The sequence below is a fragment of the Pseudoalteromonas sp. SG45-3 genome (assembly GCF_014164075.1).
Taxonomy (GTDB): domain Bacteria; phylum Pseudomonadota; class Gammaproteobacteria; order Enterobacterales; family Alteromonadaceae; genus Pseudoalteromonas; species Pseudoalteromonas distincta.
In genome coordinates this window covers 366268-383234 of sequence record NZ_JACJEN010000001.1, presented here as the reverse complement: position 1 = coordinate 383234, position 16967 = coordinate 366268, and the positions used below count along the sequence as shown (strand labels likewise).

General features: G+C 36.8%; 15 protein-coding genes and 1 tRNA gene. 5 read left to right on the top strand and 11 right to left on the bottom strand.

Annotated elements, in window-relative coordinates:
- Positions 1 to 21: 21 nt before the first annotated feature.
- Together rimP and H5126_RS01690 are read right to left on the bottom strand one after the other, a co-directional pair.
- Entirely contained in the window at positions 22 to 477 is a 456-nt protein-coding gene (rimP, locus tag H5126_RS01695) for a ribosome maturation factor RimP (RefSeq protein ID WP_002958482.1), read from the bottom strand.
- Between the two features lie 281 nt (positions 478 to 758).
- A tRNA-Met gene (locus tag H5126_RS01690) sits at positions 759 to 835 on the bottom strand.
- Between the two features lie 435 nt (positions 836 to 1270).
- Here H5126_RS01690 and H5126_RS01685 point away from each other — a divergent pair.
- Both H5126_RS01685 and H5126_RS01680 read left to right on the top strand, forming a co-directional pair.
- Positions 1271 to 1732, top strand: coding sequence for a globin domain-containing protein (locus H5126_RS01685; protein WP_002958480.1), 462 nt, complete (start codon positions 1271 to 1273; stop codon positions 1730 to 1732).
- 314 nt (positions 1733 to 2046) lie between these two features.
- On the top strand, positions 2047 to 3603 hold the full coding sequence (locus H5126_RS01680) for a cryptochrome/photolyase family protein (protein ID WP_182721253.1): 1557 nt from the start codon (positions 2047 to 2049) through the stop codon (positions 3601 to 3603).
- A 60-nt stretch (positions 3604 to 3663) separates the two neighbouring features.
- On the opposite strand, the gene H5126_RS01675 is transcribed toward H5126_RS01680, so the two are convergent.
- The 9 genes from H5126_RS01675 to H5126_RS01635 form a co-directional block, all read right to left on the bottom strand.
- Positions 3664 to 4110 carry an Hsp20 family protein gene (locus H5126_RS01675; protein WP_024595972.1) on the bottom strand — a complete coding sequence of 149 codons (447 nt, stop codon included), beginning with the start codon at positions 4108 to 4110 and terminating at the stop codon, positions 3664 to 3666.
- Between the two features lie 238 nt (positions 4111 to 4348).
- Positions 4349 to 4879, bottom strand: a complete 531-nt coding sequence (locus H5126_RS01670; RefSeq protein WP_039489283.1) for a peroxiredoxin-like family protein — start codon at positions 4877 to 4879, stop codon at positions 4349 to 4351.
- Positions 4880 to 4992: 113 nt separating this feature from the next.
- Positions 4993 to 6390, bottom strand: coding sequence for a sigma-54 dependent transcriptional regulator (locus tag H5126_RS01665; RefSeq protein ID WP_182721529.1), 1398 nt, complete (start codon positions 6388 to 6390; stop codon positions 4993 to 4995).
- 9 nt (positions 6391 to 6399) lie between these two features.
- Positions 6400 to 6774, bottom strand: coding sequence for an Hpt domain-containing protein (locus tag H5126_RS01660; RefSeq protein WP_039489282.1), 375 nt, complete (start codon positions 6772 to 6774; stop codon positions 6400 to 6402).
- 108 nt (positions 6775 to 6882) lie between these two features.
- The gene (locus H5126_RS01655; protein WP_039489281.1) at positions 6883 to 7623 is read right to left on the bottom strand and encodes a bifunctional diguanylate cyclase/phosphodiesterase; all 741 of its coding nucleotides are present in this window, start codon (positions 7621 to 7623) and stop codon (positions 6883 to 6885) included.
- Between the two features lie 500 nt (positions 7624 to 8123).
- The gene (locus tag H5126_RS01650) at positions 8124 to 8414 is read right to left on the bottom strand and encodes a hypothetical protein (RefSeq protein WP_182695800.1); all 291 of its coding nucleotides are present in this window, start codon (positions 8412 to 8414) and stop codon (positions 8124 to 8126) included.
- A gap of 687 nt (positions 8415 to 9101) precedes the next feature.
- The gene (locus H5126_RS01645; RefSeq protein ID WP_182721477.1) at positions 9102 to 11912 is read right to left on the bottom strand and encodes a PAS domain-containing hybrid sensor histidine kinase/response regulator; all 2811 of its coding nucleotides are present in this window, start codon (positions 11910 to 11912) and stop codon (positions 9102 to 9104) included.
- Complete coding sequence (locus tag H5126_RS01640; protein WP_182682043.1) at positions 11905 to 12516, bottom strand: isochorismatase family cysteine hydrolase; 612 nt, start codon at positions 12514 to 12516, stop codon at positions 11905 to 11907. The genes H5126_RS01645 and H5126_RS01640 overlap by 8 nt, the downstream gene beginning before the upstream one ends.
- Before the next feature lie 22 nt (positions 12517 to 12538).
- Positions 12539 to 13576, bottom strand: coding sequence for a response regulator (locus tag H5126_RS01635; protein ID WP_259398383.1), 1038 nt, complete (start codon positions 13574 to 13576; stop codon positions 12539 to 12541).
- A gap of 258 nt (positions 13577 to 13834) precedes the next feature.
- Between H5126_RS01635 and H5126_RS01630 the strand changes: the two genes are divergently transcribed.
- The 3 genes from H5126_RS01630 to H5126_RS01620 all read left to right on the top strand — a co-directional run bounded on the left by H5126_RS01630 (position 13835) and on the right by H5126_RS01620 (position 16930).
- Entirely contained in the window at positions 13835 to 14098 is a 264-nt protein-coding gene (locus tag H5126_RS01630; RefSeq protein ID WP_024595981.1) for a GrxA family glutaredoxin, read from the top strand.
- A 160-nt stretch (positions 14099 to 14258) separates the two neighbouring features.
- Positions 14259 to 16103, top strand: coding sequence for a DEAD/DEAH box helicase (locus H5126_RS01625; protein WP_024606656.1), 1845 nt, complete (start codon positions 14259 to 14261; stop codon positions 16101 to 16103).
- 236 nt (positions 16104 to 16339) lie between these two features.
- Positions 16340 to 16930, top strand: coding sequence for a membrane protein (locus tag H5126_RS01620; protein ID WP_024596511.1), 591 nt, complete (start codon positions 16340 to 16342; stop codon positions 16928 to 16930).
- Positions 16931 to 16967: the final 37 nt, after the last annotated feature.

Sequence of the window (16967 nt, the reverse complement as noted above, 5' to 3'; positions counted from 1 at the left end):
CCTATTCCTTCGCACTCGAATTTAAAACTTCGCGATTAAATTCGCACGTTCGATGTTACTAAGCATGATCAGATGCTCTGCACCATCGCTAGATAGTGTGATCATATCGCTGCTAACTGCTACTAAGTCGCCTTTAAAATTACGACGACCATCCTGTGGAAGTTTAGTACGCACGCGTACTTCCTCTCCTTGCGCCTGCTCGTAGTGATCTTGTTTGAATAATAGACGATCAACACCAGGAGACGATACTTCCAAATCATATTCATTTGTAATTGGGTCTTCGACGTCTAAAATCGCACTAATTTGGCGACTGGCATCCGCACAGTTATCAACTGAGATCCCATCCTCATGAGCAATATATACTCTTAAGGTAGAATGGCGACCCGCTTGTACAAATTCAAGACCATGCAACTCAAAGCCTAACATTTCTACCGCAGGCGTTAACATGGTTACTAAATCTTGTTCAAGTTTTGTCACGAAAATCCTCCATACAAACAAAAAAAGGGCTTATAGCCCTAAAATACTGAGTTTAAATTTTAATTTGATAGCAATTGCCACAAATCGTAAGGTGCAGATACAACAACGCCCCGAACCAAGCGGGGCGTCACACCAATAAAGCATAAAACTGTGTGGCCGAGGGCCAAGCTTGGTTGCGAGTCAGTAAACTGACCTAATTAAACTACATAGCCTAAAACGCAAAACGCGCATTACTTAGAATGCGCGATATAAATTAGTAAGGTAATACCTACTAGTAGAATTGGTTGCGGGAGCCGGATTTGAACCGACGACCTTCGGGTTATGAGCCCGACGAGCTACCAGACTGCTCCATCCCGCGCCAATAGATATCAAACCTTAAATTTAATATCGCTGTTAGCTGTTATACAACACACTAAACAATGGCCGCTATTATAAGGATGTACAGGATAATTAGCAACTATAATACGCAATTAGTTTATAAAATTTGCAATTCGTCAAGATGCTAATTTAGTGTATATGTAAGTAACATAAGTAATCAGCCAACTTTATAAAATTCCCATACTTGAGCCATAAAATGTAGTAGCTTATTATTTCAGGATAAAAATCAGATAAACTGAAGTTTAATAACTCTTAAAATACGTTTTAAAGGCTCACTAATTACCAGAAAGTAAATAGATATAACAAAAAGCCATACTTTCACACTAAAAAAACGTGCAGAATTTGAACTGCCCGCTATAATCAACATTATTCCTACTTGATAATAATAGTTATTACTCACTGCAACGAGATAAAAATGAATCAACAACAATCAGCATTATTAAATAACTTAACAATTATTAAGCCTAACTTTCATGCGTTTACGGCTAAATTTCATAGTAAATTAGCCCAATCTAGTATTGAGATGAATTACCCGACGGCCTTACAGTTTAACGAAAAGAGCTTTACCCTCTTTTGCGTATTAGAACGAATTGTTAAGCATTTAGATAAACCAGCATCGGTAGCTCCTTTTTTAGCTCACCATTTAATGTATCTAAAAAAAAGCGGCGCTTCACACAGTGACATTGCCCTTTTATCTAACGCTTTTTACGAAACCCTTGAAGAGCACCTTGGTAAACATTTTACTACTGAGAGTCAGCTCGCTTGGAAAAAAGCGCTTAGATACTTTGAAAGCTTTGCAAGCAATGTTCTTTTCAACGTTACCAATGTGGTTTCGTTACAACAAAGAATGCAGCAAAAGCAAAGTAATAAAATTTAGATATTCAATTTTGGGGGGGTGACTTAATTTACTTAATCTCCCCTTAATTAGACTCGTTTTAACACCATGGTCAAAAACGCCTTGATATGCGGTTAAACTTTTTTGCCCTATTGCTAACAGCACACTGTATTGTGTTATTTACCGCCTATATTCGTTTTACTAATCTATTATTAAACTCAAGAAACAAATAATCCCCAGCATTAAAAACAGCAAACTATTGTCGTTACGCACTTATTTACTCCTATTTGCTTGTTGTAAAATATTAAAACGATCGTTTAATTAACTATGCCCGTATAAAAAAATTTGGCTTTACTATGACCCATCATAAAACACTTAGATTAATACTAGGCGATCAGCTAAACCCATCTCATTCATGGTATAAACAAAAAGACGACGACACGCTTTATCTCATCGCAGAATTAAAACAAGAAACCGACTACGTTAAGCATCACATTCAAAAACTGTGTGCTTTTTTTAATGCTATGGAAAACTTTGCGACTGCATTAAAAACGGCAGGTTTTAATGTTTTGCATTTAACACTTGACGATACCGCTGACGACAAAGATTTAATTGAATTACTCAAGCGAATTGCCGATGAATACCAATGCGAAACTATTGAATATCAATATCCTGATGAGTTTAGGCTTAAGTCTCAATTAGCTAAGTTTAAAAGTGATGGCTCATTTGATGTAATTGCCACAGATACTGAACATTTTTTATTACCGTTCACCGATATAAAAACACGCTTTACAAAAAACAAGCATGTGACAATGGAGCACTTCTATCGTGCTATGCGTAAGCAGTTTAATATATTAATTGATGATACTAAGCCAACCGGTGGCAAATGGAATTTTGACAGTAATAATCGTAATAAATTTTCCAAAGCTGACTTAGCGTGTATACCAAAACCTAAGCTATTCAATAATGATGTTAAGAACATCATTTCTCGCTTAAATAAGCACAAGATCGTTTACTTTGGCGAATTAGCCGATCAGAGACTAGAGTGGCCAACAACGCGTAAACAAGCCATTGAATCTCTAGAATACTTTTGCAAGCATTTACTTAGTTGCTTTGGTCACTTTCAAGATGCGATGACAGATCAAAGTAAAAATAATACCAGCTTGTACCATAGCCGATTATCGTTTGCCCTAAACGCAAAAATACTCCACCCGTTATATGTAATCAAACGTGTAATAAGCGAATACGAAAAAAGACCCAATGAAATATCCCTCTCGCAAGTAGAGGGCTTTACTAGGCAAATATTAGGCTGGAGAGAGTATGTACGTGCCATTTATTGGATTAACATGCCCGACTACGCAGTTAAAAATCAATTACAAGCCAAAAATAAACTGCCATCTTATTTTTGGAACAGCTCTACAAAAATGAATTGTCTAAGCCACTCACTCAAGCAAAGCCTTGAAACCGCTTATGCTCATCATATTCAGCGCCTAATGGTTATTGGTAACTTTTGTATGCTCACAGGAATAAACCCTGATGACGTAGATAACTGGTACCTAGGTGTTTATATAGATGCCATAGAATGGGTAGAAATGCCTAACACCCGAGGCATGAGTCAGTTTGCCGATGATGGAATAATTGCAACAAAGCCTTATGCTGCAAGCGGTAACTACATTAATAAAATGAGCGATTACTGCAAAAGCTGTCAGTACGATGTTAAACAAAAAGTAGGAGATAAAGCCTGCCCGCTAAATAGCCTGTACTGGCATTTCATGAATAAACACAGAGACAGGCTAGAAAAGAACCCACGTATTGGTATGGTATATAAAAACTGGGATAAACAAGAAAAAACACTCCAAGAACAAACGCTGCAACAAGCAACCTACTACCTTAATAATTTAGAAGCGCTGTAAACAAAAAAGCCGCCTCGAATGAGGCGGCTAAGTAATCAGGGGAATATGTACTTTAGAAGATTATTTACCTTCTATTAGATTGCTATTACCAATTTCAATTTTACGTGGTTTTAGCGCTTCAGGGATTTCACGTTCTAAGTCAATACTTAGTAAGCCATTGGCTAAATCTGCGCCAAGTACTTTTACATGATCTCCTAACTGGAATTTACGTTCAAAGTTACGCTCAGCAATACCTTGATGAATAAATTTACGCTCTGCGTTTTCATCTTTATTTGCTTTAGTACCTGTAACTTTTAATGTGTTATTTTCTGACTCAATGGTTAATTCGTTATCGCTAAAACCGGCAACGGCCATAGTGATTCTGTATTTGTCTTTATCGAGTGCTTCTATGTTGTAAGGAGGAAAACTTGGCTGCTTATCTGTATTAGCTGCCGCATCCATAAGTGATGCTAAATGTTCGAAGCCGATAAATGAACGATAAAGTGGTGATAAGTCTACTGTACGCATAATAATATCCTCATATTTAAGCGATATTTTGCATGTGCTCTTCTATTGAACAAGCTCAAGCAAAGTTTAATTAATAGTATAAATTTCAATTGTTTAAGTTTAATTAAGGACCCATCAGGCGTCCTACTTAACTATATATGGACGGTAAAATTGTTTTCAAGAGATTAATTTAAAAAATTAAAAATAAATAAATAAAAAAAGCACTAAAAAGTGCCTTTTGAAACCATGAAAATGAATGTTATTTAATAAATGTGCCTCGGATTGGATAGTCGTTTTCTCTAGAAAACTTAATTCCACCTAGCAGTTGCTCTAAATCAGGACGAACAAATGGGCTGTTTGATATATCGACCATTTGAAGCTGATTTTTTTCATTAAGTACAAAAATGCCTGGCTCAGCAAATGGATGATCAGTTTCTGCATCACTGCGAGGCTCGCTAATATGTAGCCCTAAATCGGTCATTTGTTCGATTGTTAAACCATAGTAAATTGGGAAGTTAATATCTATTTTTTCAAGATGTTTATTAAGCTGCTCATGGCTATCACCACTTACTGCAACCACTTCAACACCAGCATCTTTAAAGTCTTTATGAACTTTAGCAAGCTCGTTAAGTTGCGCAGTACATTTAGGGCAGTGCTGGCCTCGATAAACAACAATCATTTTCCAGGGAGAGTCACTTACTCTATCAACTAAATCTACCTTATTCTCATCAACATCACTCACTACTAGTGATGGCATAATATCCGCAGGTTTTAAACTAGTGTTACTCATTGCGATCTCCTTTTACTGTTTCAGATTAAAAATTAATTTGCTCTTACCCATAGAGCTTAGGGTAACTTTTATTAATTCAACCTGAAAAGTGTAATTAAAAATCGATTATAACTTTAAGACCATCCCTTTATTTTTCTATAAATGGTAGATGCACTAACCCCTAGATAAGCAGCAGCAAGAGGAATATTGTCTTCACAACTTTTAATTGCATTTTCAATCGCCCTTTTTTCAACTTGCCACAAAGGTTCTATATCGTGAACAGACATAGGCGATAATTGAACACTCTGCTCGTTTGTATTGTGAACTGACTTAGCGGATATCGAATGCTTCACAGCGCCTAATCCAAATGAGCTTGGTAGCATGTCTTTTTCAATTACATCGCCATCATTAATAACAACGGTGTTTTCAATTACATTTTGTAGTTCGCGAATATTTCCTGGCCAATCGTAATTACAAAAAAGCGCCTTAACTTCATCAGAAAAACCAGTGAAATGCTTTGCATTACTATCGCTTTTTTGTTTCAAAGTATACTCAGCAAGCAGTAATATATCGCCTCCGCGTTCTCTTAAAGGGGGGAGCTTTACGGGGATAACATTTAAACGGTAATATAAATCTTCTCTAAAACGCCCTTCTGCAACCTCTATAATTGGGTTTCTGTTTGTTGCACAGACTAAACGAACATCGCTGTGTAATACTTCACTACTACCCACCTTACTAAAAATGCCAGTTTGTAAAAAGCGTAATAACTTTGCTTGTAAGTTAAGTTCCATTTCACATAATTCATCTAAAAATAAGGTACCGCCGTTGGCCACTTCAACAGCCCCTTTTCGATCGCTTAATGCCCCACTAAACGCACCTTTAACATGACCAAAAAATTCTGATTCAAATAGCTCAGTAGGGATAGCTGCACAGTTTATGGCAATAAATGGTCCTGTATTTCTCGGGCTTGTATCATGAAGGGTTTGTGCGCAAACTTCTTTACCGGTTCCACTTTCACCTGTGATAAATACACACGCTTTACTTCTAGCTGCACTATCAAGTAATCTAAAAACGGTTTTCATTGCCAGAGATTCACCAACAAAATCTTGATTTTTATCCCTGTTTTTAACCAATGGTTGAACTTTAACTTGCTCTTTTGGCGTCAACGCACTTTCTACTGAGCTAATGAGTCGTTGACTTGTGAAAGGTTTTTCTAAAAAATCAAAACCGCCTAAACGCATTGCTTCCACTGCAATATCAATAGAGCTGTTTGAGGTGATCATGACTACGTTAGCAGGATTTTTCTGCTTATTTACAAATTGTAATACCTCAAGCCCACTTATATCTGGCAAGCATACGTCTTGTACTATGACCGCTGGCATTTTTTCTTTAATACCTACTAAAGCAGAGTACCCATCTGTAAAGTGTTTGCATTGGAAACCAGCCTGTTCAAGCTGACTTGCATATAAAGCACCACTGGCAATGCTATCTTCAACTATATAAACAAGACCTTTATCGATTATATCTGACACGGCTTTCTCCTAGATAGCTATACTATTACTCATTATTTGATACGCATCTCGGGTTTTATCCAAGTTGTGTTTAATAACAAGCGCTGCGTGCAAGTTTTCTTGTGTAGTTGACGGTGGCGAATCGTGTAATTGTGTTGCTAACGCAGCTAAAGCAGATGCACCATATAAAGCTGCTGAATTTTTTAAGACATGCATTACTTCTTTAATTTTTATAGTATCTTCACTACTAATTGCCGTATCTAATTGGTTAGCCATAGTAACTAATTCATCAATAAATAATTTAATTAAACGAGCTAACACAGTTGTCCCAACATCCTTTTCGAGTTGAGTTAATACATTTAGCTCGGTAATACTTTTATCGACAAACTGCTCTGATATGGGCATAGATAACCTTTGTGTAAGTTAAAACTACGTAAACTAATAATATGTAAGAGTTGTAGTTTAAGAGTAATTTGTTTTTTGCATTTTGCAAATCAAAATGAATATAAACATTTACAAAGCCCAAGTATCAATACTTTTAGTTAACGTTTGCGGCTTATCTAGCAGGTACCCCTGAGCTATATCGCAACCAAGTTGTTCTAATATTTGTAATTGCTCATTCTCTTCAATACCTTCTGCTACCGTTTGTAAACCCAATCGTTGAGCCATCGCAATAATTGCGCTACATAACGTAAAGTCTTCATTATTAGTTGCAATACCACTTACAAAACTGCGATCAATTTTTAAACCATCAATATCAAATTGACGAAGTAAACCTAAAGAGGCATACCCAGTGCCAAAATCATCAATCCACACCTTTACGCCTTCTTTGTGGAAGTTTTCAAACGCCTTAGCTATTTTATCAGGACTATGAATGAGCGCTGTTTCCGTTAATTCGACTTTAATAGCCTGTGGTGGTATTTGGTGCTTTTCTAGCAAAGACATTACTTTTGAAAACACATCACCATCTAAGATTTGTACCGGTGAAATATTTAATGAAACAGCAATATCTGTCATACCAAACTGCCGCATATGTTTTAAATCAGACAAACATTGCTCAAAAATCCAGTCACCTAATTCTAAAATCATTCCCGATTGCTCTACATGAGGGATAAACTCATCAGGGCCAACAATGCCAAAGCGCGGTGATTGGCACCTTACTAGCGACTCAAAGCCGACCAGCTTTCCAGATCCCAATGATACAAGCGGTTGATAAACCATTTTAAAATAATTATTTTGCATTGAATCAGACATGATTCTCTCTAACTCATGCCATCTTGCTAGATTGACTGGTTTTTCCGATTCTAGGTATTTAAACGCACTCATGATTTTGCTCCGGTTTCACTCTTAGTGACTTATTATATTAAAGAGCAATTTACAGGCCATTTTAAATACAAAAAAACAGAAATAAAAACCAATATATTCAGGTAGTTAAATTAAAATATTAAATGGATTTACTTCTCCCATTTCATTCGCATTTTGCAATTCAGTTTGCAATGCAGCTACATTGGCAATGTGAGCGCTTAATCGAGCTTATAAAACACAGATAAGCCAGTTAATAGATACTGACCAAAGCTAATATTAGCAATTGTATATGAGAAAAGAGAAAGCTTTGATAAAACCCTGTTTAGGTTAAGCACCATCTAAATTTAAGAGAAAATAAATAATTTTATGGGGAGGGATAAAAAATTAAATTGGTGGTAGGAACATAAAAAAACGCAGGCAACTATAAATAGTTACCTGCGCAAAAGTCTCTAGTTTGAAAGAGTGTCGTTATTTTCGTTTTTAGAAGCTGTTACATGTTGTGCATAGTTGGTATTTTGCGAGTCAAACGTATTACTCATCAACTGCGCGTTTTCAACATCAGCTTGTGTAAAAGTAATTGGCTGAATATCTGCCAGCGGTTCAATCGAATCGCTACCTCGTAAAACTGTTATACCTATTACTAAAGTGGCAACAAGCAAAATTGACAAAACCATAATTTCAGGTGTTAGTACCCAATTGTTACCTTTAGGCTGTTGTTTGGCTTTTGTGTTTGTTTGCATATTGCACCCCTTAAAATTTAACTAAATTCGTCTTGATATGATATTTAATATATTGCGAAAGTCGTGCCAACCAGATAACAACTTTACAAAAAAGTAAAAACCTTACAAAATCATGTCGTTAAAATAAATTAAAGATATGATTGAGTATTTAAATAAAGTTCATAACATTTTATTTTTATTTTGAATTGCAATTTGCGAATCAAATTAAAAAAAACACACTAAAAAACACTCATTAATTACTAAAAAATAAATTTAACTTACCCCTAAAATACTAGGTTAATTTCTCCGTTTATCAAGATTTATGCAACACAAACCCACTTTTTATATTGTCTGTTGATCTTTGCGGATTAAAATTCGTTCAAACTACAGGCGGTTTAATCGCGGCGCGAGGTTTATAACCTAGCGGGATCGGTAACTGCTCCTGCGTTACCCTACTGACTTACATCGATGTAAGACCGAGCAAAGCTTCCGCGTTCTGCTCACGCCCCTTACCTACATCCATGTTGGCAACAAAGAGTAAATAGCCCTTAGGAAGAAACCTTTGGGCAGCGCCTGTTTGGCATTAATGCTACGTTATCGCCCATTTATGGAAAATAACCACACTGCATAGGCTCAACTTTGCCTAAATACCAAACACACTGCTACAAACTTAACCCTAAACGTTTAACAAACCCTAGCCTTCATTGCTCAACTCAGCTTTTCCCACACTTGCGCTAAACGAGAGAGCTTTAAATGTTTAGATTCAATAACCTGCTCTGGGGCATATTTATCAAGTAATAAATAAAGTGTCTCACTTACAATTGGCTTAGCTAAATAGTCATTCATCCCCGCGTCTATAAATCGCTCTTTATCACCATGAATCGCATTTGCAGTGAGTGCTATTATGGGGGTGGTTATACCTAACTTTCTGATTGCTTTAGTTGCAGAAATCCCATCGAGTATTGGCATTTGGATATCCATAAAAATAATATCAATTTCACCGCTTTGCGCCTTTATTATTGCCTCTTGACCATCACTAACAATATGCACACGGCAACCTTTTTGTTCTAAAAACTGCCGAATTACAATTTGATTATTCGTATTATCTTCAGCAACTAATACCTTGGTTCCGCTTAACTGATTTAACCCTAAGGGGCTTTCTAAAGTTTCTTTTTGCTCACGATTGGTAAATATAATATCCAAATAAAACAGCTGCTCTTCTAATAAACTAATTGCCCGTAGTACATGCGATACTTTATAAGGGCCATTTAACCTAAGCTCTCTGTCGTTAATATTTTGCGGTAATAAGCTTTTACCTAGCAAATCTAGGATGAGTAAACACGGTGAATTAAGGGAGTTGTATGTATTTATACGCTCGCGTGTTTGAGCTAACATTTGAGGATCAGTTAGTACAATTGCATCAGGAAAACTATCGTACTTGGGTATATCTGGGCATACTTCGTAGTGTTCAAAAGTGATAGAAAACCGAGTGAGCGTATGCTCCAAGGCTGTTTTTAGAATTTCGTGACTTCCTACTATCCATACTTTTGGCTTTTTACTTCGTGCTGCAAACCCTTCTCTTAAAATTGAGTCAGTTGTGTCTATTTGCAGCGGGTAATTAACTATAAACTCGCTTCCTTTATTAAACTCAGAACTAACCGAAATATCTCCACCTACCACATCACAAATTTGCCTACATATCGCAAGCCCTAAGCCACTGCCACCATGCTTTCGAGTAATTGAATTATCGGATTGAATAAAAGGCATAAACATACTGTCAATTTTATTTTTTGCAATTCCCATACCCGTGTCTTTTACAGATATATAAAGGTTTAAATTATTACCTTCAATATGAGTGCACTTAACAGTAACCGTTATTACACCATGTTGAGTGAACTTAATCGCATTGGCTAATAAATTTATGACTATTTGTCTTATACGGGCATGATCACCAATTACTTGAGCTGGTACATCAGGATAAAAATCAAAAATAACCTCAAGCCCTTTTTGTAAAGCGCTTTGGGAAATTATATCTATTGCTTCTTCAATACACGTATCAATACTAAATGGCTGATTATTGAGTGTTATGGCTTGTGCTTCAAAACGTGAGTACGTTAATACATCGTCCAATACACTTAATAGCGCGTCAGAACTTGTTTTAATCATTTGTGTATAGCGCATTTGTTCAGAAGTTAAACCGGTATGATGCAAAATATCTGCAGATCCAATCACAGCATTTAATGGCGTGCGAATTTCATGACTAATATTTGCCATGAATCGGCTTTTTGACTCCGCTAGGGTTTCTGCCTGATGTTTAGCTTCAAGTAATATTTGCTCGCTTTCAATACGCTCTTGTATATCCACAAGTGTCGCAGCAATTGATGATAAATCACTTTCGTAGCCACCAACAATTGGAGTAAGTGTAATTTCGACCCAGTTATTTATACCTTGTGCATTAATTAAACGTATATCAAAACGACGTATATCACGCTTACCTTGTTTATAATCAAGTAAAGTGCTACTAATTTTTTCTACATCTTCTTTTGCTATAAACTTAATTATAGGTAAGCCAAGGCTCTCATCTACCTTGCTGTGTAGAACTCGCTGCCATGCTTGATTTATAAATAATAGATTGCCAAATGTATCAAGGCGTAAAACAATATCAGGGATATTATCAACGACAGAGTGATAATTATATTCTATCTCTGCCATTGCTTGTTCGGCTTTAACTCGCTGCGTAATATTAGTTTCTATAGCGATAAAGTGCTTTACTTGGCCTTCATCATCTCGCACTGGGTTTGCATCAATAGCAACCCAATAAATATTACCGTTTTTATCGTAATTTGTAGTTTCAACTTGAAAAGGAAGTCCATTTTTTACGGCATGAGACATGACCTTACGGCTTTTTTCACATGTTTTTGGCCCTTGCAGTAAATGACCAGGACTGGTGCCTATAACCTCATCACAGGTGTAACCTGTAAGTACTTCAAAACTATTGTTAACCCACTCAATTACGCCAAATTTATCTGTAATTATCACTAAGTTATTTGTATGGCTCGCAACAAGCGATAAGCGTTTTACATATTTTTGCTGTTGTGTAAGCAAAAGTTGTGAGTCTTTATGACGTTGAATGTCATAGAGTGAACCTATAAAACCGCTTTTTTCATCATAAACTAGCCTCAACTCAAACCAGTTTAAGAGTCCGTGACTATTTTTTATTTGTATTTCTACACTAGGAGTCTGCTTTCCTTCAAGCAAACAACAACTGTATGCAACAAAATGCATAATATCATCGCAATTCATTAACTTAGTAATATTAGAACCAATTAATGAATCGCTTGAGTAACCTAGTTTCTTCTCCCATGCTTCGTTAATATAGGTAAGATTTAAATGTTTATCACACTCAAAAATACATTCATCTAAAATAGCTAATAGCTTTGCTTGACGTCGATTACTATTGGAGAGCTTTTCGACCAATGCATATTGGATTTGCACTTGTAGTTCATCGTTGTTATCCATGCTCTCTCCAATGCTTAATAAAAGTTTTACTATCACAAACTCGCGCATAAAGGGGAAAAACCTCTTCACAGTAAAAAGTTTGTTCAAAAGGAGTGCGACTCGATGTACAGTCACTTAAAATAGTGACGTTAAAACCAAGTTCAACAGCCGTTCGCGCAGTTGAGTCAATACAAATAGAAGTCACCGTGCCGGCTAAAATTACATTAGTGACACCATGTTCTTTGAGCTTTTGCGCTAGAGCAGTATGTGTAAAAGCATTTAAACCTCTTTTCCCAGGCACCACTTCTATAACATTGCTAAAAAAATCTAGCTGCTCAATGGTTTGAGCGCCGTACGAACCTGCTTTAAATGCGCCCACATCAGCAATAGCTTTTAATATGCCAATCGGATTTTTAAGCTCACTGTAGTTTTGTGTAAAATGAATGGGTGTATTAACAACTAACGCAAATTGCTCTGCACAGGCGGCCAATAAAGAGAGTGTATTTTCTACCACGCCAGTAATTCTTGACGACTCTTCAACCACGTCATACAAAATACCTTTTGGTGAAAAGTAATCATTTTGAAAACCAATCAAAATAAGCGCTGTTTTAGAAAAGTCATGCATCATTGCCACCTTATTAACCAATTTAAGACGCTAATTGCCAAGGTTTAATAAACTTTTCGAGCACTGCTTTGGTCACTGGTTTTTGTAAATAGTGCGTAATACCTTTTTCAAATAACTCAGCTATCTGCTCATCCCCTGTTAGCCCCGTTAAAATAACTTTGGGTGTATCATTATTAGGGGTATTTTGACGCACCAATTGCTGTGCTACGTCACTGCCAAACATTCCTGGCATGCGCTCATCTAAGAGCAGTAAATCAAATGGTTCATTTTGAGCAAGCGTTAAAGCACTAGCGCCATTTTCTGCACATGTTACTAAGCAGCCCAGCATTTCGAGCATCACTTTTGTTGCAATTTGGCTTGGTAAGCTATCATCCGCCACTAATACAGATAAACGTGTTTGCGTATGAAATGTTGTTAAAATGGTAATGAGGTCAGTATCAAAAAATGGCCAACCTAGTATTTTTCTAGATAGTTTATTCTCTTGGCTCAGCTCACTGATATCGCTAATAGTGCATAACTTTATGTGTCTATTTATGCTGTCACCATTTAGTTTATCAGTCAGCGCATCACCACTAAGGTGACGTAAATCCTCAATCTGTACCGTTTCCTTAAAAGTGCTATTGAATAATTTAAAATTTAAGCCAAAGCGCTCATGGGTATTATCCGATGTTATTAAACAACTTTTAAATAACGCCTCACAATCAGTTAGAACGTCTATATTTTGGCTAATATCAAGTGCCAAACTAACAGACTCTTTTGTTGCTAAAAGCCCATGAAAATCCAGCGTGCTTACTTGCTCAGAATCATCAATCTGGTAATGAAGGCTAACCCCTTGTATATTTGCTTCTAGGTTAAGTAAAAAGCTCTGCTTTACAGATGCTAGCGCTGGAATCAGAAATTCCTCGCATTGCGCAATCATTTGCTCAAGAGGGATTTGCAAACAAACGTAGTTACATTGCAACTTGTTAATTAAAGTAACTGAAAAATTTCGATTTTGGGTTTTACAATATTTACCGATTACCCCTTGGATAATTTCTAAAACGTGACTATTAATATTCATAAAGTATTCTCGTTAACCCAATGTATAGCTCTTAATCATCAAGTTATGTGCCACAAATTAGTTCTTGTAAACACACTTGCATTCATATACTTAAGTATTAGACAGACAGCGCTTTAGTTTCTCATTCGCATTTTGCAAATCATATTGATATGCAATATATGATTTATAGTTTTTATTAGAATGGTGTAATCGATTTTTTTTGCTTTAAATAATTTTTCAATCATTTAAACTGATTTTAATCAAATTGAGGAGAAAGCTATGTTAACTGTAATTTTTGGCCGTGAAGGTTGTCCATATTGTGTTCGTGCAAAAGATGTTGCGGAGCAACTATCAAATGAACGTGATGACTTTAAATTTCGCTACATCGATATAATTAAAGAAGGCATTAGTAAAGCCGACCTTGAAAAGTCAGCTGGTAAACCTTGCCCTACCGTTCCACAAATTTTTGTGGATCAAAATCACATCGGTGGATTTACAGAATTTGAAGCTTACGCAAAAGAAAACCTAGGCTTGTACAAATAAGCGTTGTATTAAATATGTTAACCAGTTTAATAAACCCCAAATCAAACTGGTTAAATTTCGACCAACATCAAACACATAGAAATTAGTTTCAATTTATACAAGCATTTGCCTCGCGAATCCTATATAATGCGCGCCTCTTTAAATTCGTTGAGGCGTATTAATGTCAGAACCAGTCACGTTTGAATCTCTAAATCTTTCTCCTGCAATTTTGAAGGCAGTTGAAGAGTTGGGTTACAAGACACCATCTGAAATCCAAGCTCAATGTATACCGTTATTGCTAGAAAGAAAGGACGTACTGGGACTAGCTCAAACGGGTACAGGTAAAACCGCAGCATTTGCACTGCCATTACTAAATAATATTGACCCGTCTGTGAAACAGCCACAGATCCTTGTACTCACACCAACACGTGAGCTTGCGATCCAAGTTGCTGAGGCATTCGAACAATATGCTAAACATGTTCGTGGTATTGAAGTATTGGCACTCTATGGTGGCCAAAGCTACAGTATCCAATTAAGCGCACTTCGTCGTGGCGCTCAGGTTATTGTTGCAACTCCAGGTCGTTTAATCGATCACATTAACCGTGGCACTATCAAGTTTGATGCTCTACAAGCACTTGTACTTGATGAAGCCGATGAAATGTTACGTATGGGCTTTATCGATGATGTAGAAAGCATCATGGAAAAAACACCGCGCGAAAAGCAAACATGTCTTTTCTCTGCGACTATGCCTAAGCAAATTCAAAACATCAGCAGCAAGTATATGAATAACCCTGAACAGGTTCATATTTCTGCGCGTAACTCTACAGTATCATCTGTTGAGCAAGTGTTTTGGAATGCAAGCGTACATAAAAATAAAGCAATTGTTCGCTTCTTAGAAGCTGAGCAATATGAAGGTGCTATTGTTTTCGTACGTACGCGTAACGATACAGTACAACTTGCTGAGTTATTAGAGCGCGAAGGTTTCTCTGCTGCTCCACTTAACGGTGACATGAACCAGCAAGCACGTGAACGCACTGTAGATCGCTTAAAAAGTGGCATGCTAAACATTGTTATTGCAACAGATGTAGCGGCACGTGGTCTTGATGTTGACCGTTTAAGCTTAGTTATCAACTACGATATCCCACAAGATTCTGAAGCCTACGTTCACCGTATCGGCCGTACAGGTCGTGCTGGTCGTACTGGTAAAGCAATCTTATTCGTAAAACATAACGAACGTTATTTACTTAAAAATATCATTCGTCATACGAAGTCTGAAATTGCTCAAGTTGAATTACCTACAGCAAAAATTGTTGAAGAAAAACGTATCGAAGCGTTACAAGCAAAATTAACTATTGCGCTTGAAAACAAAGACATCACGTTCTTCAATGAAGTAGCTACTAACATGGCTGAAAAACTTGATCTTCCTCTTGAAAGCTTAGCGGGTGCGTTACTGTGTTTAGCACAGCAACAATCGCCAATTAAAGTTGAAGAAGTTAAGATTCAACCTCGTGAACGTAACGAGCGTAACGACCGCAATTCACGCAACGATCGTGGTGACCGTGGACGTCGTAACGAACGTGGCGGCGAACGTGGTGGTGAACGCGCTGAGCGTAAACCTCGCGAACGTAACAGCCGTGATGCAGGTCCTATGGATACGTACCGTATCGAAGTAGGTCGTGAACATGGTGTTCAGGTTAAAAATATTGTTGGCGCTATCGCTAACGAAGCTGACATCTCAAGCAAGTTTATTGGTGATATTCGTCTACACGACAATCACAGCACGGTTCAATTACCGCAAAACATGCCTAAAGATGTACTTGATCACTTCCAAAAAGTGTTTATTTGTAAACGCCCTATGGGCTTAACAATTACAACTGATCAAGGTCCTGCTGAACCACGTGGCGAACGCTCTGAGCGTCCAGCTGGTGATAAGAAACGCAGCTTTAATAAAGATGACGGCGCACGCGGTGATAAGCGCAGCGGTCCTCGTAAAGAACGTCGCCCTGTAAGCTTCACAGCTAAATAAGCAACGACTCTTTAATAAAAAAACCTTGCCACGAAAGTGACAAGGTTTTTTTGTTTTTAAGCTGCTGCTACAGTGAAAACAAAGTAAACTTTCGCGTCAATTCAATAGCGGCTTGAGATAGTTTTTTTAGCCTGAGTTCGGGTTGCTTAATGCCTATAAATACATTTCTCTGATTTTTAAAATAACAAAAATTCTGTAAACTAGACAAAGGCTATAGTTCACGGACGAATTAAAAATTGAAAAAGATTTACGACAACTTGCTCTTTGTAGCAATAGTACTCCCCATTTTATTATGCATCACTATACCTATTTTAATGGACTTTACAGATCCACCATTCATCTCAAATGAACTATACGACGCTGTTTTCTTTATAACCCTCCCTATTATCTGTTGTGCACTATTTATCTATTTAAATATACTTATATTCAATAAATATAAACGCTGCAGTAAATATAGAGAATCACTTAAATACAATTTCTCAGATACTAAAATAAAATTAGCATCCATTTTCATGTACCCATTATCCCCTTTATTAATCTTTGGAATACTCTATGTTTTTATCTCTGATCCTATTAAATTATGGGCTTACTACACACAAGGCGACTATTGGTATAAAGAATACATCCTGACCGATGTACAAGAGTGTGGCACTGAGTATGAAGATAGCTGTACTCGTTTATACTTCAAAGACCCTAAAACGAATAAGATTCATGATTTTAGGTGGTATGACGATAAGTCTACAATAATGAACAACAAAAATGATTATGTGTATATTGTTGGAGAGGCCAGCTTATTTGGCTATATAGTGAGAGATTTAGAAAGATAACTTAGACTTACTTTTACATTACAGGACTTTTATTTAA